Consider the following 17,497-nt stretch of genomic DNA (forward strand, 5'->3'; position numbering starts at 1 on the left):
GTTGCGTCGGCTGCGCGGCAGTTGGCACACTGGTACCCCGTTTGCCTGCCGGAGTACCCCCCATGTCCGAACTTCTCCACGACCTGTCATGGGTGCTGCCGCTGCGCAGCGACCTGCTGACGCCGCTGATGTACGGCTTCACCCTGCTCGGCTACGAGAAGTTCATCCTGCTGTTTCTGCCGCTGGGCTACTGGGCCTGGAACAAGCCGGTGTTTCTCCGCCTGTTCGTGCTGGTGGCCTTCACCGCCCTGCTGAATGCCTACCTCAAGGACCTCTGGCAAAACCCGCGGCCCGACCTGGCACTGCGCCTGGACGGCGAGGTCGGCGACAGCTTTGGCGCGCCCAGCGGGCATTCGCAGGTGGCCGTGGTGCTCTGGCTGTGGCTGGCCTATGAAATGCGCCGTGGCTGGTTGTGGCTGCTGTGCGGGCTGATCGCCGTGGGCGTGATGTTCAGCCGCATGTACCTGGGGGTGCACGACCTGGAAGACGTGCTGGCGGGGGCCGCGCTGGGTGGCGCAACACTGCTGGTGTTTGCCCTGGTCAGGGACTGGCAGTTCTGGAGCCGGGACAACGCACCCTGGCATCTGGCGTTGATCGTGGCGGTCACCCTGCTGGCACAACTCGCCTGGCCGGGCACCGCGCCAACCTACGTGCCATTGCTGGCCGGGTTGCTGCTCGGGGTAGTGGCCGGCTATTGGCAGGAGGAGCGCTGGCTGGGCTTCCGTACCCCGGCAGTGCTCTGGCGCCGGGCTCTGGTAGCGCTGATCGGCTGTGTGGCTTTCCTGCTGTTCCAGGCGCTGCTCAAGCGGATTGACCTGGCGCTGGGCCTCGAGCCGGTGGTCTGGCAGGGCCTTCGCGGCCTGCTGATGGGCCTGTTTGTTGCCGCGCTGATGCCCTGGGGGCTGCTGCGGGCGCGCCTGTTGCCGGCCGCGCAAGCGTAAGCGGGCCGGGCTTGGGTTTTGCCGCTGGTGGTTGAACGCAGCGCAGGACTTACGGCGGGGCCGGGCAGGGCGACAGGCTGAAGCCGGAACGCCCCTGATTCTTCACCTGATACAAGGCATGGTCGGCCGATTTGTAGAGGTCGCTGAAGTGCTGGCCGTGGGCCGGATAGAGTGCGCCGCCGATGCTGATGCTGACCTGCAGGGCGATGCCGTGATAGGGCACCGGCTCGGCCAGCGCCTGGAGCAGGCGGGCGGCGACTTCGTTGGCCTGCTGCTGGGCATCCGGGCCACCGATCAGGATGGCGAACTCATCACCGCCGAGGCGTGCCGGCATATCGTTGCGGCGGATGTGCTGTTGCAGGCGCCGGCCGATTTCACAGAGCAAATGATCGCCGGCCTGGTGCCCATGCTGGTCATTGACCGGCTTGAAGTGATCGAGGTCGATCAGCAACAAGGCCAGGGTTTCATGGCGCCGCTGCGCTTCTGCCAGGGTGGCTTCGGCGCGCTCGATCAGGTAGCGACGGTTCGGCAGGTTGGTCAGCGGGTCATGGAAAGCGGCATGCTGCAGTTCACGTTCACGCTCGCACAGGCGCAGGTTGGTCGCCGCCAGCTCCGCCGTACGCTGGTCAACCGCACTCTGCAGGTTGCTCGCGTTGAGTTCTATCTGGGCCAGGCGGGCGCTCTTTTCCTGGTCGGCCTTTTCCAGTGCGTCGGCGCGTTGTTGTTTGAGCAGCTGAATGCGGTAGGCCAGCGCAAACGAGAACAGGATGGTTTCGGCGGCCACTGCCAGCGGGAACAGCATCGAGTTGAGCTGGGTTGGCTGCACCAGACCCATGGCACGCAAGGTCAGCAGGACGATGCTGGCCAGTACCAGCCCATAACCGAGCAGGTACAGGCGCGCCGGGAAAAAGCCCTGGCGGCTGCGGATCAGCGCGGCAATGAACGCCGCTGGAATGCTGCTGAAGGTCAGTATGTTGAGCAGCATGGCGCCAGTCTCGCGATAGCCGAGCAGGCCGCAGCCCACGGCGAGCGCATAGAGTGCCGCCCCGGCCACCAGCACGTAATGCAGGCGCGGGACGTAGCGGCGCGTCTGCAGCAGGGCCATGGTGAACAGGCTGACAAACAGGCTCCACAGCGAGGGAATGGTGATGCGGTCGAGCCAGGCCGGTACCGCCTGCTGCGGCCACAGGTATTGAAAGCCATAGCCGGTGGCGCTGAGGATAAACAGCAGGGCGCAGGCGGTGGTCAGCACGTAGAGGAAGTAGGTGCTGTCGCGCAGGCTGACAAAGATGAACAGGTTGTACAGCAGCAGGGCGAGGATCACGCCGAAGATCAGGCCGAAGACCAGGTTTTCTTCGACCTGCTGTTGCTGCAGGTCAGCCAGTTGCCAGAGGTGCAGGGGGAACGCATTGCCGGCCGGGTCGTAGCTGCGCAGATACAGGGTCGTGGCCTCTTGCAGCGGGGGCAGGTGAAACACGCTGCGGCGATACGGGTAGTCGCGGCCTTCGGCAAAGGGCGCCGCCTCGGCGCTGCGGCGCTCGCGCCAGCCGCCGTTGCCGTCCGCCAGGTAGAGGCGCAGATCCAGCAGATTGGCGCCGCCGGCTTCCAGCCACCAGTCTTGCGGCGCCTGGCTGCCGGCCTGCAGCTGCAGCCTGATCCACCAGGGATTGCGGCTCTGGCCGACACTGGCGCGGCCATTGGCGGGCTGAAAGCGCTGCTGTACGTCCGGCTGCAGGATATCTTCGATGGTCAGCTGCCCGCCGGTGTCCTCGAACAGCGCGACGCTGTCGTTGATTTGCTGGCCACTGCTGGCGGCGCCGAGCGTCAGCAGTTCTGCCTGTGCCGGGGCGAAGCCAGCCAGCAGGCAGGCAGTCAGCAGGAGATGGGAAAGCGGCCGGCGCACGGGGCGGGACTCCTTCGGGGAAACCAATCGCAAGGGGGCGAGCAGGCGGCGAGTATAACAATTGGCCAGCAGGCAAAAGCACTTCGACGATCCTGGCCGGCTGGCCGGAGTGCCGCCGGAGGCAGGCGGCAAGGCCGAGCATGCCAGTCGGAATTGATCACTTTTTGTGCTATATTCCGCGCCCGCGATTTTCCATCCCTGTCCGCCACCTCCGGTCACCGCCATGCACGCTGCCAAGCCCCTGTTCGACTACCCCAAGTACTGGGCCGAGTGTTTCGGCCCGGCGCCGTTCCTGCCGATGAGCCGGCAGGAGATGGAGCTGCTCGGCTGGGACAGCTGCGACATCATCATCGTCACCGGCGATGCCTATGTCGATCATCCGTCGTTCGGCATGGCGATCATCGGCCGTCTGCTGGAAGCCCAGGGTTTTCGTGTCGGCATCATTGCCCAGCCCAACTGGCAGTCGAAAGACGACTTCATGCAGCTCGGCGAGCCGAACCTGTTCTTCGGTGTGGCGGCCGGCAACATGGATTCGATGATCAACCGCTACACCGCCGACAAGAAGATCCGCTCCGACGACGCCTACACCCCGGGCGGTCTGGCCGGCAAGCGCCCGGATCGGGCCAGCCTGGTGTACAGCCAGCGCTGCAAGGAAGCCTACAAGCACGTGCCGATTGTGCTCGGCGGCATCGAGGCGTCATTGCGGCGCATTGCCCACTACGACTACTGGCAGGACAAGGTGCGCCATTCGATCCTGATCGACGCCTGCGCCGACATCCTGCTGTTCGGCAATGCCGAGCGGGCGATTGTCGAAGTCGCCCAACGCCTGTCCTACGGCGAGAAGATCGAAGCGATCACGGATATTCGCGGCACCGCCTTTGTGCGCAAGGACACCCCCGAGGGCTGGTTCGAGATCGATTCGACGCGGATTGACCGGCCGGGCAAGATCGACAAGATCATCAACCCCTATGTGAATACCCAGGACACTCAAGCCTGCGCCATCGAGCAGGAAAAAGGCGCGACTGTCTCGGGAGCAGGCGAAGACCCGAACGAAGCCCGGGTGGTGCAACTGCTGCCGCACCCGCGGCTGACCCGCGACAAGACGGTGATTCGCCTGCCGTCGTTCGACAAGGTCAAGTCCGATCCGGTGTTGTACGCCCACGCCAACCGCGTGCTGCACCTGGAAACCAATCCGGGCAACGCCCGTGCGCTGGTGCAAAAGCACGGCGAGGTGGATGTCTGGTTCAACCCGCCGCCGATTCCGCTGACCACCGAGGAAATGGATTACGTGTTCGGCATGCCCTTCGCCCGGGTGCCGCACCCGGCATATGGCAAACAGAAAATCCCGGCCTACGAGATGATCCGCTTCTCGGTCAACATCATGCGTGGCTGTTTCGGCGGCTGCACCTTCTGCTCGATCACCGAGCATGAAGGACGGATCATCCAGAACCGTTCCCAGGAGTCGATCCTCCACGAGATCGAGGAAATGCGCGACAAGGTGCCGGGCTTCACCGGGGTGGTCTCCGACCTCGGCGGGCCGACGGCCAACATGTACCGGCTGGCCTGCAAGACGCCGGAAATCGAGGCCGCGTGCCGCAAGCCGTCCTGCGTCTTCCCGGGTATCTGCGAAAACCTGAACACCGACCACAGTTCGCTGATCGAGCTGTACCGCAAGGCACGGGCCCTGCCCGGGGTGAAGAAGGTACTGATCGCTTCCGGCCTGCGCTATGACCTGGCGGTGCAATCGCCGGAGTACGTCAGGGAACTGGTCACCCACCACGTGGGTGGCTACCTGAAGATCGCCCCGGAGCATACCGAAGAAGGCCCGCTGAACAAGATGATGAAGCCGGGTATCGGCAGCTACGACAAGTTCAAGCGCATGTTCGAGCAGTACAGCAAGGAGGCGGGCAAGGAGCAGTACCTGATCCCGTACTTCATCGCCGCCCACCCCGGCACCAGTGATGAAGACATGCTCAATCTGGCCTTGTGGCTCAAGCGCAGCGGTTTCCGTGCCGATCAGGTGCAGGCGTTTTACCCCTCGCCGATGGCCACGGCTACGGCGATGTACCACTCGGGCAAGAACCCGCTGCGCAAGGTCACCTACAAATCCGACAGCGTGGCCATCGTCAAGAGCGATGCCCAGCGCCGCCTGCACAAGGCCTTTTTGCGCTATCACGATCCCAAGGGCTGGCCGCTGCTGCGTGAGGCGCTGATCCGCATGGGGCGTGCCGACCTGATCGGGCCGGGCAAGAATCAGTTGATTCCGCTGCACCAGCCGGCGACGGACAGCTACCAGAGTGCGCGCCGCAAGAATTCCACGCCGGCGGGTAGCCACAAGGTGGGTAAAACCCAGACCCTGCTGACCCAGCACACCGGCTTGCCGCCGCGCGACAGCGGTGCTGGCAATGCATGGGACAAGCGCGAGCAGGCCAAGGCCGCGGCCGAGGCCCGCAGCAAGGCCGAAGCACGGGCCCGTGCTGACGAGAAGAGTGGCAAGAAGAAGCCGTTCAAGCGGCCGGCGGTACCGCGCTAAGCCGCAGTCGCGGGCGGGTGGGCGCTTTTGGTGCGCGGCCCGCCCGGGGCCGCTGCCGCGGCCCTGTTGTGGTGCCGGGGGTGCGCTGCAGCCCTTGAAAGCGGCGGTCTGCAGGCTGGCATAAGTCTTGCGGTGTCAGGCTATTGCCCTGGCCTGCAGGAGGCCTGCCGTGTCGATCCATGTCGCGTTGCACCACGTTACCCACTACCGCTATGACCGACTGGTCCAGCTCGGACCGCAAATCGTGCGCCTGCGTCCGGCACCGCACAGCCGTACGCGGATCTTGTCTTACGGATTGAAGGTCACTCCGGCTGACCACTTCATCAACTGGCAGCAGGACCCGCAGGGCAATTACCTGGCGCGTCTGGTGTTTCCGCAGAAGACCCGCGAGTTCAAGGTCGAGGTTGATCTGGTCGCCGAGATGGCGGTGTTCAACCCGTTCGACTATTTCCTGGAGCCGTACGCGGAAAAGATCCCGTTCAATTACACCGAAGGCGAAGCCGTCGAGCTGGCGCCGTATCTGGTCAAGCTGCCGGCGCCGCCAAAATTCAACCGCTATCTGGCGAGTATTTCCCGCGAGCCGCTGCCCGCCAATGACTTCCTGGTCGCGCTGAATCAGCGGCTGGCGCATGACATCAAGTACCTGATCCGCATGGAGCCGGGTGTGCAGACGCCGGAGATGACCCTAGCCAAGCGCTCCGGTTCCTGCCGCGACACGGCCTGGTTGCTGGTGCAGCTGCTGCGCCATCTGGGGCTGGCTGCGCGCTTTGTCTCCGGCTACCTGATCCAGCTCAAGGCGGATGTGAAATCGCTGGATGGCCCGTCCGGTACAGAGGTTGATTTCACTGACCTGCACGCCTGGTGCGAGGTCTATCTGCCCGGTGCCGGCTGGGTCGGTCTGGACCCAACCAGCGGGTTGTTTGCCGGCGAAGGCCATATCCCGCTGGCGTGCAGCCCGGAGCCATCCTCCGCAGCACCGATCAGCGGCATGATGGATAAATGCGAATGCGAGTTCGACCACCTGATGCAGGTCGAACGGGTCTGGGAGGCACCGCGCGTCACCAAGCCCTACAGCGAGGCCCAGTGGCAAGCCATCGTGACCCTTGGCCGGCAGATCGATGACGAGCTCAAGCAGGGCGATGTACGCCTGACCATGGGCGGCGAACCGACCTTTGTGGCGCTGGATTACCCGGATGATGCGGAGTGGAATATCGCCGCGCTCGGGCCGAACAAAAGGCGGCTGGCCACTGAGCTGTTCCAGCGCATGCGTGCCGAGTATGCGCCGCAGGCGCTGGTGCATTTCGGCCAGGGCAAGTGGTATCCCGGCGAGCAGCTGCCGCGCTGGTCACTGAACTGTTTCTGGCGTCGCGATGGCGAGCCGATCTGGCACGATCCGCAGCTGCTGGCCGATGAGCAGGCCGACTACGGTGCCGATGCCGACATGGCTGCGGCATTTCTCGCGGGGATTGCCAGCCGCTTGGGGCTGACCGGCGAGCATGTATTCCCGGCCTATGAAGACTGGCTGTATTACCTGTGGCGCGAGAGCAGCCTGCCGGTCAACGTGACGCCGGAAGATGCCCGCCTGGGTGACCCGCTGGAGCGCGAGCGCCTGCGCAAGGTGTTCGGCCAAGGGCTGCAGAAGGTGGTCGGGCATGTCCTGCCGCTGGCCCGTAACGCCGGGCAAACCGCCTGGCAGACCGGCTCCTGGTACCTGCGCGAAGAGCATTGCCGGCTGCTGCCGGGCGATTCGCCGCTGGGTTATCGGCTACCGCTGGATTCGCAGCCGTGGGTGAAGAAAAGCGATTACCCCTATATCAACCCGGTCGACCCGTCGGTGGCACTGCCCGAGTTGCCGGCAGCGGCAACCATCCAGCAGCAGGTGCGTGGCGTCTGCTCGCCAAGCCCGGTCAGCGGCATACCGTCGGCGGCCAACAGCCGTCCGCAAGCCGGGCGTTCGGCCAGCGAGATCACCCGTACCGCGATGTGCGCTGAGCCGCGTGATGGCCGGCTGTACCTGTTCATGCCGCCGCTGGAACGGCTGGAGGATTACCTGCAGCTGGTCGCGGCCATCGAGGCCACCGCTGCCGAGCTGAAGTGTCCGGTGTTGCTGGAAGGCTACGAGCCGCCCAGCGATCCGCGCTTGCGGCATTTCCGCGTGACCCCGGATCCGGGGGTGATCGAGGTGAATATCCACCCGGCGGCCAGCTGGGACGATCTGGTCGAGCGCACCGAGTTTCTCTACGCGGCCGCGCGGCAGACGCGCTTGTCCAGCGAGAAGTTCATGATCGATGGCCGACATACCGGCACCGGTGGCGGTAATCACTTCGTGCTCGGGGGAGCCACGCCGGCCGACTCGCCGTTCCTGCGGCGGCCGGATCTGCTGCGCAGCCTGATCAGCTACTGGCACAACCATCCATCGTTGTCCTACCTGTTTTCCGGCCTGTTTATCGGCCCGACCTCGCAGGCGCCACGGGTGGATGAGGCGCGCAACGATGCGTTGTATGAGCTGGAAGTCGCTTTTGCGCAGATGCCCGAACCCGGCAAGGATTGCCCGCCGTGGCTGGTTGATCGTCTGCTGCGCAACCTGCTGATCGATGTCACCGGCAACACCCACCGTGCGGAGTTCTGCATCGACAAGCTGTATTCACCGGACTCGGCCAGCGGTCGTCTGGGCTTGCTGGAGTTGCGCGCCTTCGAGATGCCGCCGCATGCGCAGATGAGCCTGGCGCAGCAAGTGCTGTTGCGCGCACTGGTCGCGCGGTTCTGGAAAAAGCCCTATGCGCCGGTCAAGTTGACCCGTTGGGGTACCGAACTGCATGACCGCTTCCTGTTGCCGCACTTTATCGAACAGGACTTCTCTGACGTGCTGCAGGAGCTGACTGCCGACGGTTATCGCCTGCGGCCGGAGTGGTTTGCCCCGCATGTCGAATTCCGCTTTCCCAAGATCGGTGATTTTCAGGTCAAGGGCATCAGCCTGGAACTGCGCCAGGCGCTGGAGCCCTGGCATGTGCTGGGCGAGGAGGGCGGCGGTGGCGGCACCGTGCGCTATGTGGATTCCTCGCTGGAGCGGGTACAGGTCAAACTCGAAGGCATGGCGCCGGACCGCTATGTGCTGACCTGCAACGGGGTGCCGGTGCCTCTGCGGCCGAGCGGCAAGGTCGGCGAGTTCGTCGGCGGCGTGCGTTATCGCGCCTGGCAGCCGGCCAATTGCCTGCAGCCGACCATCGGTGTGCATGCGCCACTGGTGTTCGATCTGCTGGATACCTGGATGCAGCGTTCGCTGGGTGGTTGCCAGTATCATGTCGCGCATCCGGGCGGGCGCAATTACGAGACCCTGCCGGTGAATGCCTATGAGGCGGAAAGCCGGCGGCTGGCGCGTTTCTTCCGCCATGGCCACAGCCCGGGGGTGTTGGCGCCGCGTGCGAGCATGCACAATGACGAACTGCCGATGACGCTGGACCTGCGGCGCTGCTAGCTCCTCCGCCCGTTTGCGGGCGAGGGTTGGGGAGAGGACCGGCCGCTGCACCCTCTGCCCCAGCCCCGCTCCCACCCGTGGGAGCGGGGAGCAACCCGTACTTGCCGAGACTTCCATGCCTGACCTGCTTGCCAATTACCCGTTTGCTGACACGGTGTACCACGAACTGCTCGACGCCACGGGTGCGGTACGCCCGCACTGGCAGCGCCTGTTCCGGGCGCTGGAGCGCAGCAGTGCGGCGCAGCTGAACCAGCGCCAGGCGCTGGTCGAGCGGCAGATCCAGGAAAACGGCGTGACCTACAACGTCTACGCCGACCCCAAGGGTACCGACCGCCCGTGGGCGCTGGACCTGTTGCCGAACCTGATTCCCGCCGATGAGTGGCAGGCGATTGCGGCCGGGGTGGCGCAGCGTGCTGACCTGCTCAATCGCGTGCTGGCCGATCTGTATGGCCCGCAGCAACTGTTGCGTGAAGGCCTGCTGCCGGCCGAGCTGGTGTTCGGCCACAACAACTTTCTCTGGCCCTGTCAGGGCATGCAGGTGCCCGGCGATACCTGGCTGCACCTGTACGCGGTGGATCTGGCGCGGGCGCCTGACGGGCGCTGGTGGGTACTGGCCGATCGTACCCAGGCACCCTCCGGCGCCGGTTATGCGCTGGAGAACCGGCAGATCGTCTCGCGTGCTTTTCCGGAGTTGTACCGGGACCTGCGGGTGCAGTACCTGGCCGGCTTCTTCCGCAGCCTGCAGGAATTTCTGCGCCAGCAGGCGCCGGCCGAAGGCGAAACGCCGCTGGTGGTATTGCTGACGCCGGGGCGCTTCAACGAAACCTATTTCGAGCATTTGTACCTCGCCCGTCAGCTGGGTTTTCCGCTGGTCGAGGGCAGCGATCTGACGGTGCGCGACAACACTCTGTACCTGAAGACCCTTGATGGTCTCAAGCGCGTGCATGCATTGCTGCGGCGGCTGGACGATGACTTCTGCGACCCATTGGAGCTGCGCACGGACTCCGCGCTGGGTGTCGCCGGTCTGCTTGAGGTGGTGCGTCAGGGCCGCGTGCTGGTGGCCAATGCGCTCGGCAGCGGGGTGCTGGAGTCGCCTGGTTTGCTGGGTTTCCTGCCGGCGATCAGCAAACAGTGGCTGGGTGAAGAATTGCTGCTGCCCTCCATCGCCACCTGGTGGTGCGGCGAGCCACCGGTGCTTGAGGAGGCACTGGAAAAACTGGCTGAGCTGGTGATCAAGCCGGCGTTTCCTTCGCAAAGTTTCGAGCCGGTGTTTGGTCGTGATCTGGACGAGGATGGTCTGCACGAACTGGCTGAGCGTCTGCAGGCCCGGCCCTATGCCTATGTGGCGCAGGAACTGGCGCAGCTGTCGCAGGCCGGGGTTTGGGATGGTCTGACCGTGCAGCCGCGCGCGATTGGCATGCGCGTGTATGCGGTGGCCAGCGCCGAGGGCTATCGCGTATTGCCGGGTGGCTTGACCCGGGTGGCCGGGCAGCCGGGAGCTGAAGTGGTCTCCATGCAGCGTGGTGGTGGCAGCAAGGACACCTGGGTGCTGGGTGAGCGCGCGCCGGGCAGTGAGCCGTGGAACTGGACCAAGCCGCTGGGCGTACATGACCTGATCCGCAGCGACCCCTATCTGCCGTCGCGGGTGGTGGAGAACCTGTTCTGGTTCGGCCGCTACAGCGAGCGCTGTGATGACGGCGCGCGCCTGCTGCGTGTGCTGCTCAGCCGCTATGTGGATGATGGTGATGATCCGCAGGCCTTGCGCGCCGCAGTGGAGCTGGGCGACAAAACTGGCTGGCTGCCACCGGGCAAGGATCTGGAGCAGCGCTTGCGCCGCGGCCTGCTGGGCGAGGACTGGCCGTATAGCCTGAAAGCCAATTTGCAGCATCTGCAATGGGCGGCCAGTCAGGTGCGCGGCAAGCTTTCGCAGGAAAACTGGCAGGCGCTGGTCGAGCTGCAGCGCGAAGCGCACATGCTCGAATTCGAGCAGGCCGATCTGGGTGAGTTGCTGGATTTCCTCAACCGCCTGTTGATGTCACTGGCCGCGCTTTCGGGCTTTGCCCTGGATGACATGACCCGCGATGACGGCTGGCGCTTTCTCATGCTCGGGCGGCGCATCGAGCGTCTGCAGTTTCTCGCCGACAGCCTGGCGGTGTTTCTGCGCGGTGCTGCCGTGCGCGATCAGGCGGCGCTGGAGTGGATGCTGGAACTGGGCAACAGCATCATCACCTACCGCTCACGTTATCTGGCGGCGCCGCAGCTGATTGCGGTGCTCGACCTGCTCCTGCTGGATAGTCAGAACCCGCACTCACTGGCTTTCCAGTTGGTCGAGCTGGAGCGCTCGCTGGCCCTGCTCGACGAGCGCTTTGCCGTAGCGCATGACAATCCGTTGCAGGCGCTGAGTGTGCAATTGAAGGCTGTCGATCTGGGCAGCCTGGATGAACAGGCGTTGTTTGGCGATGTCGGCGTGCGCGCCGTGCTGGCAGGATTGGCGGATCTGCTGCAGGCGATCTCGGCAGCTGCCGGGCTGTTGTCCGATCGGCTGGCGCTGCGGCATTTCGCCCATGTTGACGATGTCAGCCAGCAAACGCTTTCTTCCTGAGATGCCCATGACCAACAGTCGCCGCTACCAGATTCTCCACGACACCCATTACCGCTATGCCGCACCGGTGTCGCTGGCGCAGCAACTGGCACATCTGTGGCCGCGTGACTGTGCCCGGCAGCGTTGCCTGTTTCACGAACTCGAGGTTCTGCCCGCGCCCAGTCAGCGCCGCGATGGCCTGGATGTGTTCGGCAATCCCATGAGCCGTCTGGCCTTCGAGCGACCGCATGGCGAACTGCGGGTCAATGCCCGGTTGCAGGTGGAAGTGCTGGCTCGCGCTGCGGTCGACCTCGGCGCCTCGCCGCCCTGGGAGCAGGTGCGCGAACAGCTGGCCTATCACGGCGGCGCGCTGGATGAGGAGGCGCTGGAAGCGGCGCGCTATCGGGTCGAGTCGCCGTTTGTGCGGCTCAAGCAGGCCTTCGCCGATTACGCCGCGGACTGTTTTGTGCCGCAGCGGCCCTACCTGCAAGTGGTGGCCAGGCTGATGGACAAGATCTTCCGCGAGTTCACCTACGATGGCGAAGCCACCCTGGTGGCCACGCCGCTGCTGGAAGTGCTGGAGCAGCGTCGCGGGGTGTGCCAGGACTTCGCCCACCTGATGCTCGCCTGCCTGCGCGCGCGCGGGTTCGCCGCGCGCTACGTCAGCGGCTACCTGCTGACCCATCCGCCGGCGGGGCAGCCGCGCATGCTCGGGGCCGATGCCTCGCATGCCTGGGTCTCGGTGTATTGCCCGGTGCTCGGCTGGGTGGATTTCGACCCGACCAACAACCTGTTGCCGGACCTGGAGTACATCACCCTGGCCTGGGGCCGCGACTTCGCCGATGTCTCGCCGCTGCGCGGGGTGATCCTTGGTGGTGGCAGCCATGATCCCGAGGTGCGGGTGACGGTGATCCCGCTGGACGAGCTGCCGCTGCTCCAGGCGCAATCCCAGTCCCAGTCCCAGTCCCAGTCCCAGTCCCAGCGCAGCCCGGCAGCCGGCTAGCGGCACTCCGGTGGCCGCCCGCGGCATTGCGCCACGGCGCTGGCGCCAATTCCTTGCCCCGTGTTGACGCACACCTGCAGCGTTTTGCCTCCCGGCGTGTCGGCGACCGCGCCGCTGGCGTGTGGCCCCGGCTTGATCGGCAAGGCCTGCATGGAGTTGGCGCAAGAGTTGCAAAGTGTCCTGCATCTTTGAAAGGAAGGGGCGCGTCATGAAACGACATCTGCTGTTAATCGGCCTGCTGGCCTTCGCACCGCTGGCGCAGGCCGCCAGTGATGAAGCGATCAACACGGCCTGGGTGGTGCTGGCCAGTGCCCTGGTGTTCTTCATGCAGGCCGGTTTCGCCTTGCTCGAGAGCGGCATGTCGCGGGCCAAGAACGCGGTCAACGTGATGATGAAGAACTTCATGGACGGCGCGGTCGGCAGCATCGTGTTCTGGCTGGTCGGTTTCGGCCTGATGTTCGGCGCCAACCTCAGCGGCTGGTTCGGCACCAGCCATTTCGCCCCGCATACCGGCGAACCCTGGGATTTCACCTTCCTGCTGTTCCAGATGATGTTCGCCGCTACCTCGGCAACCATTGCCAGCGGCGCGATGGCCGAGCGCACCCGCTATGGCGCCTACCTGGTGGGGGCGGTGGTGATCTGCGGGTTGATCTATCCGGTGTTCGGCAGCTGGGCCTGGGGTGGTGCCTATGGCGGTCAGGGCTGGCTGGCCAAGCTGGGCTTCATCGACTTCGCCGGCTCGACGGTGGTGCACAGTGTCGGCGCCTGGTGCGCGCTGGCCGGGATCATGGTGCTCGGCCCGCGTCTCGGCCGCTTTGCCGCCGATGGCACGCCGCGCCTGATCCCCGGGCACAACCTCAGCCTGGTAACGCTGGGCGCCTTCATCCTGTGGGTCGGCTGGTTCGGCTTCAACGCCGGCAGCACGCTCAAGGTCGACGTCAACCTGGGCCTGATCGCCCTGAATACCCACCTGGCCGCCGCTGCCGGTGCGCTGGGCGCGATACTGGCGCTGCGCACCTCGTCCAGCCCGATCCTGCTGACCACCACGGTCAATGGCGCGCTGGGCGGCCTGGTCGGGGTTACCGCCGGTTGCGCCAGCATGGCCCCCGGCTTTGCCCTGCTGACCGGGCTGCTGGCCGGCTTCCTGGTGGTCTACGGCATGGCGCTGATGGACAAGCTGTGCCTGGATGACGTGGTTGGCGCGGTACCGGTGCATGGCATCTGCGGCATCTGGGGCACCCTGGCGGCCGGGCTGTTCTTCAACGGCGACCTGTTCAACCCCGAGCGCATCCAGGTGCAACTGCTGGGGATCGGCGCCGCCTTCGTCTGGGCGTTCCCGCTGGCGCTGGTGATGTATTTCCTGCTGTCGAAAACCCTCGGCCTGCGCGTGCCGGTGCAGCACGAGCAGCGTGGCCTGGATTTCTCCGAGCATGCCGAGAGTGGTTATCCGGAGTTTGGCCAGGCGGTGACTTTCGACACCAGTGAACTGGGCAGGAGGGTCTGAGATGAGTCTGGTGAACCGACGGCGGGCCATCTATACCGGCCTGGCCAGGCATCTGCCGGAAGACGAGCTGCTGCCGATGCTGTCCTACTGGGAAGCGCATTACGCGGAAAAGCCGGCCTTCGCCCTCAATGAGTTTCTCGCCGAGGTGGCCAGGCGCTGCAGCCAGAAGCTCGAGCGCGCCAGCCTGTACCGTGAACTGCTGGGCATCATGAACGGACCGAGCACGGCGCTGTTGCCGGATCCGCTGGTGCAGCTGCAGGTCTGGCGCAGCGGTGCCGGGTCGGTTGCCGCGGAGGTCAGCGGCCCGGACGCGCAGGCCCGGCAGACCTTTGTCGAGCTCAGCAGCCGGCTGTTTGCGGCACTTCCGGACGCCCGGCAGAAAGACTTGCGGCGCCTGGCGGCGGGCGACCTGTCGCGGCTGAACGTGGATGCCGAGCTGCGCCTGCGCCTGCGCACCTGGCTGGAGCAGGGCGGCAAACTGGAACGCATCGTGCTGCAGTTGGAGCAGTTGCGCACGTTGCTGAGCCTGATCTACGGCGGCCTGTGCGAGCTGTTCGGGCCGGTGCAGGCCGACCAGCTGCTCAGTCGCGCGGTACGCGAGGTTGACGAGCTCAACCTGCCGCTGCCACCGCAGAAGCTGCTGTAGTCAGGCCGCTGCGGCCGCCGGAGCGACCCGGCTGCCGCAGCGGAGGCACTCAGAAAGGTTCGGCGATGTAATGGAACGGGTAGTTGCTGGGCTTGTACTTGCCGATCGTCCGCTTGGGTAGCTTGACCTTGGGCTGTTCAATTTCCACATAAGGAATCTGCCCGAGCAGGTGGGTGATCAGATTCAGCCGTACGCGCTTCTTGTCTTCGGAACGCGCAACAAACCAGGGTGCCCAGGAGGTATCGCTGGCGGCAAACATCTCGTCGCGGACTCGGGTGTAGTCGTCCCAGCGGGTGAACGATTTGACGTCCATGGGCGACAGTTTCCAAGTCTTGCGACCGTCATCGATGCGGTCTTCCAGGCGTCTGGCCTGCTCTTCAGGGCTGACTTCCAGCCAGTACTTGAGCAGGATGATGCCCGACTTGATCATGTTTTTCTCAAAGCCCGAGACCTGATCAAGGAAGCCCTTGGCCTCCTCTTCGCTGCAGAAGCCCATGACCCGCTCAACGCCGGCGCGGTTGTACCAGCTGCGGTCGAAGATGACGATCTCGCCAGCAGCGGGAAAGTGCTTGATGTAGCGTTGCACATACATCTGGCTCTTTTCCCGCTCGGTCGGAGTTGGCAGTGCGACCACGCGGAACACCCGTGGGCTGACTCTTTCAGTCAACGCCTTGATGGTGCCGCCCTTGCCGGCGCCGTCGCGCCCTTCGAATACCACGATGACCTTGGCGCCGGTTGCCACTACCCATTGCTGCAACTTGACCAGTTCGACATGCAGCGCGCGCAGTTGCTTGTCGTATTCCTTGCCGCTGAGCTTGCCGGCGGGCTTGTCTTCGGGAGCAGTAACTTCGATCTTGTAGTCACGTTTTTTCATGGTGATTCCTCGGTGCCCGGACAAAAAAATAATTATGGATGAAGCCATCTACTCAAGCGTTGATGCCCGTCAGCTCTTCGCCTTGGCCTGCTGGTCGGCATGGTAGGACGAGCGCACCAGCGGCCCCGAGGCGACATTCTTGAAGCCCATCTTCGCGCCTTCCTCGGCAAACCAGGCGAAGGTGTCCGGGTGTACAAAACGCTCTACGGCGAGGTGGCTGCGCGAAGGCTGCAGGTATTGGCCGAGGGTGAGCATGTCGATCTGGTGCTCGCGCATGCGCTGCATCACCTCGATGACTTCCGCGTCGGTTTCGCCCAGCCCGAGCATCAGCCCGGACTTGGTCGGCACGCCGGGGACGCGCTGCTTGAACTTCTCCAGCAGATCCAGCGACCACTCGAAATCTGAACCGGGACGCGCGGCCTTGTACAGGCGTGGCACGGTCTCCAGGTTGTGGTTGAACACATCCGGTGGTTCCGTGGCGGTGATGTCGAGGGCGATGTCCATGCGTCCACGGTAGTCCGGTACCAGGGTTTCCAGCTGAGTACCGGGGGCCATCCGGCGGATCTCGCGCAGGCAATCGGCGAAGTGCTGGGCGCCGCCGTCGCGCAGGTCGTCGCGGTCCACCGAGGTGATCACCACGTACTTCAGGCGCAGGTCGGCGATGGCGGTGGCCAGGTTGTGCGGTTCGTCGGCATCCAGCGGCTTGGGCCGGCCATGGCCGACGTCGCAGAACGGACAGCGGCGGGTGCAGATGTCGCCCATGATCATGAAGGTGGCGGTACCACCGGAGAAGCATTCACCCAGGTTCGGGCAGGCCGCTTCCTCGCACACGCTGTGCAGCTTGTGCTTGCGCAGCAACTGCTTGATCCGGTCGACTTCCGGCGAGATCGGCATGCGCACGCGGATCCAGTCCGGCTTGCGCGGCAGTTCTTCGGTCGGAATGATCTTCACCGGAATCCGCGCGACTTTCTCCGCGCCGCGCAGTTTCACGCCGGTTTCCACCTTGGCCGGGCCTTTGCCCGTGGGTTCTGCAGTGCTCATGTCAGTTCCAGCCCTCCCGTGAGGGTCATGTGGTCGGCGTAGCCGAGCGAGTTAACCAGTTGTTGGCGCAGCCGCGCCTGCACCTCTGCGATGCTCACCGGACCGAGCAGATCACACAACTGGGTCATTGGCAGATTGGCCATGCCGCAGGGATTGATGCGCTGGAACGGTTGCAGGTCCATGTCGACATTCAGCGCCAGGCCATGAAACGAGCAGCCACGGCGGATGCGCAGGCCGAGCGAGGCGATCTTCGCGCCGTCGACATACACGCCTGGCGCATCGCTGCGCGCGCAGGCGCTGACCCCGTAGCTGGCGAGCAGGTCGATCAGGCTTTGTTCGATGCGCGTGACCAGCTCGCGCACACCCATCCCGGCACGGCGCACATCGAGCAGCAGGTAGCCGACCAGCTGGCCGGGGCCGTGGTAGGTGACCTGGCCGCCGCGGTCGACCTGCACCACCGGGATGGCGCCGGGGAACAGCACGTGTTCGGCCTTGCCGGCCTGGCCCTGGGTGAACACCGGCGGATGCTCGAGCAGCCAGATTTCGTCGGTCGTGTGCGCGTCGCGGGTATCGGTGAAGCGCTGCATGGCTCGCCACACCGGCTCGTAATCGACCCGGCCAAGCTCGCGGAAACCGAGGGTGCGCAAGCCGAGGGCGGGTGCCGGCAGCTCGCTCATTACAGCACCATGTGCACGCGCCCGGTGGCACGCAGGTCGCTGTGGATGGCCTGCAGCTGGTCGATGCCGGTGGCGGTGATCAGCACCTGCACCGAGAGGTAGCGGCCGTTCTTGCTGTCGCGGATGCTCAGCGTGGTCGAGTCGAAATCCGCCGCATGGCGCTGGATCACTTCCACCACGATGTCGGTGAAGCCGTCACCCGCCTCGCCGATGATCTTGATCGGGTAGCGTTCGCAGGGGAACTCGATTTTCGGTGCCTGCACGTCGGAGTCAGTCATGCGCTTTCCAGTTTGACGATGGCCGCGGGATCGCCCGGGCG

The 17,497-nt window shown here is 65.0% G+C and carries 11 protein-coding genes and 1 pseudogene; 7 read left to right on the forward strand and 5 right to left on the reverse strand.

Features of this window, described 5'->3' with window-relative positions; translation table 11 throughout:
* Window positions 1–62: 62 nt before the first annotated feature.
* Window positions 63–941, forward strand: a complete 879-nt coding sequence (locus tag ISX93_RS08740) for a phosphatase PAP2 family protein (protein WP_195778346.1) — start codon at window positions 63–65, stop codon at window positions 939–941.
* A gap of 49 nt (window positions 942–990) precedes the next feature.
* On the opposite strand, the gene ISX93_RS08745 is transcribed toward ISX93_RS08740, so the two are convergent.
* Window positions 991–2,844, reverse strand: a complete 1,854-nt coding sequence (locus tag ISX93_RS08745; RefSeq protein ID WP_374987658.1) for a diguanylate cyclase domain-containing protein — start codon at window positions 2,842–2,844, stop codon at window positions 991–993.
* Window positions 2,845–3,067: 223 nt separating this feature from the next.
* On the opposite strand from ISX93_RS08745, the gene ISX93_RS08750 reads away from it, so the two are divergent.
* The 6 genes and pseudogenes from ISX93_RS08750 (at window position 3,068) to ISX93_RS08775 (ending at window position 14,586) form a co-directional block, all read left to right on the forward strand.
* Complete coding sequence (locus tag ISX93_RS08750) at window positions 3,068–5,377, forward strand: YgiQ family radical SAM protein (protein WP_195778348.1); 2,310 nt, start codon at window positions 3,068–3,070, stop codon at window positions 5,375–5,377.
* Between the two features lie 169 nt (window positions 5,378–5,546).
* Window positions 5,547–8,852, forward strand: a complete 3,306-nt coding sequence (locus tag ISX93_RS08755; RefSeq protein WP_195778349.1) for a transglutaminase family protein — start codon at window positions 5,547–5,549, stop codon at window positions 8,850–8,852.
* A 115-nt stretch (window positions 8,853–8,967) separates the two neighbouring features.
* Window positions 8,968–11,454, forward strand: a complete 2,487-nt coding sequence (locus tag ISX93_RS08760) for a circularly permuted type 2 ATP-grasp protein (protein WP_195778350.1) — start codon at window positions 8,968–8,970, stop codon at window positions 11,452–11,454.
* A 7-nt stretch (window positions 11,455–11,461) separates the two neighbouring features.
* Window positions 11,462–12,358 (forward strand): annotated as a pseudogene (locus tag ISX93_RS08765) (transglutaminase family protein); the annotation flags it as partial.
* 286 nt (window positions 12,359–12,644) lie between these two features.
* Window positions 12,645–13,940, forward strand: coding sequence for an ammonium transporter (locus tag ISX93_RS08770; protein WP_195778351.1), 1,296 nt, complete (start codon window positions 12,645–12,647; stop codon window positions 13,938–13,940).
* A 1-nt stretch (window position 13,941) separates the two neighbouring features.
* A complete protein-coding gene (locus ISX93_RS08775) occupies window positions 13,942–14,586 on the forward strand; it encodes a hypothetical protein (RefSeq protein WP_195778352.1) in 645 nt (214 codons plus the stop codon).
* A 49-nt stretch (window positions 14,587–14,635) separates the two neighbouring features.
* On the opposite strand, the gene ppk2 is transcribed toward ISX93_RS08775, so the two are convergent.
* From ppk2 to ISX93_RS08795, 4 genes are all read right to left on the reverse strand, one after another.
* Window positions 14,636–15,460 (reverse strand): polyphosphate kinase 2, encoded by an 825-nt coding sequence (gene ppk2, locus ISX93_RS08780; RefSeq protein WP_195778353.1) that lies wholly within the window; start codon window positions 15,458–15,460, stop codon window positions 14,636–14,638.
* A 69-nt stretch (window positions 15,461–15,529) separates the two neighbouring features.
* The gene (lipA, locus tag ISX93_RS08785; protein ID WP_195778354.1) at window positions 15,530–16,501 is read right to left on the reverse strand and encodes a lipoyl synthase; all 972 of its coding nucleotides are present in this window, start codon (window positions 16,499–16,501) and stop codon (window positions 15,530–15,532) included.
* Complete coding sequence (gene lipB, locus ISX93_RS08790; protein WP_195778355.1) at window positions 16,498–17,178, reverse strand: lipoyl(octanoyl) transferase LipB; 681 nt, start codon at window positions 17,176–17,178, stop codon at window positions 16,498–16,500. The genes lipA and lipB overlap by 4 nt, the downstream gene beginning before the upstream one ends.
* Window positions 17,178–17,456, reverse strand: a complete 279-nt coding sequence (locus ISX93_RS08795; RefSeq protein WP_195778356.1) for a DUF493 domain-containing protein — start codon at window positions 17,454–17,456, stop codon at window positions 17,178–17,180. The genes lipB and ISX93_RS08795 overlap by 1 nt, the downstream gene beginning before the upstream one ends.
* Between the last annotated feature and the right edge of the window lie 41 nt (window positions 17,457–17,497).

The organism is Pseudomonas sp. N040 (genome assembly GCF_015637705.1).
In the GTDB taxonomy this organism is placed as follows: domain Bacteria; phylum Pseudomonadota; class Gammaproteobacteria; order Pseudomonadales; family Pseudomonadaceae; genus Aquipseudomonas.

What these genes read in the sequence shown, in the direction of transcription:
- ISX93_RS08740 (WP_195778346.1), top strand. Translation starts at nt 63, where the DNA reads ATGTCCGAACTTCTCCACGACCTGTCATGGGTGCTGCCGCTGCGCAGC.
- lipA (WP_195778354.1), bottom strand. Translation starts at nt 16,501, where the DNA reads ATGAGCACTGCAGAACCCACGGGCAAAGGCCCGGCCAAGGTGGAAACC.
- lipB (WP_195778355.1), bottom strand. Translation starts at nt 17,178, where the DNA reads ATGAGCGAGCTGCCGGCACCCGCCCTCGGCTTGCGCACCCTCGGTTTC.
- ISX93_RS08795 (WP_195778356.1), bottom strand. Translation starts at nt 17,456, where the DNA reads ATGACTGACTCCGACGTGCAGGCACCGAAAATCGAGTTCCCCTGCGAA.
- ISX93_RS08775 (WP_195778352.1), top strand. Translation starts at nt 13,942, where the DNA reads ATGAGTCTGGTGAACCGACGGCGGGCCATCTATACCGGCCTGGCCAGG.
- ppk2 (WP_195778353.1), bottom strand. Translation starts at nt 15,460, where the DNA reads ATGAAAAAACGTGACTACAAGATCGAAGTTACTGCTCCCGAAGACAAG.
- ISX93_RS08770 (WP_195778351.1), top strand. Translation starts at nt 12,645, where the DNA reads ATGAAACGACATCTGCTGTTAATCGGCCTGCTGGCCTTCGCACCGCTG.
- ISX93_RS08760 (WP_195778350.1), top strand. Translation starts at nt 8,968, where the DNA reads ATGCCTGACCTGCTTGCCAATTACCCGTTTGCTGACACGGTGTACCAC.
- ISX93_RS08750 (WP_195778348.1), top strand. Translation starts at nt 3,068, where the DNA reads ATGCACGCTGCCAAGCCCCTGTTCGACTACCCCAAGTACTGGGCCGAG.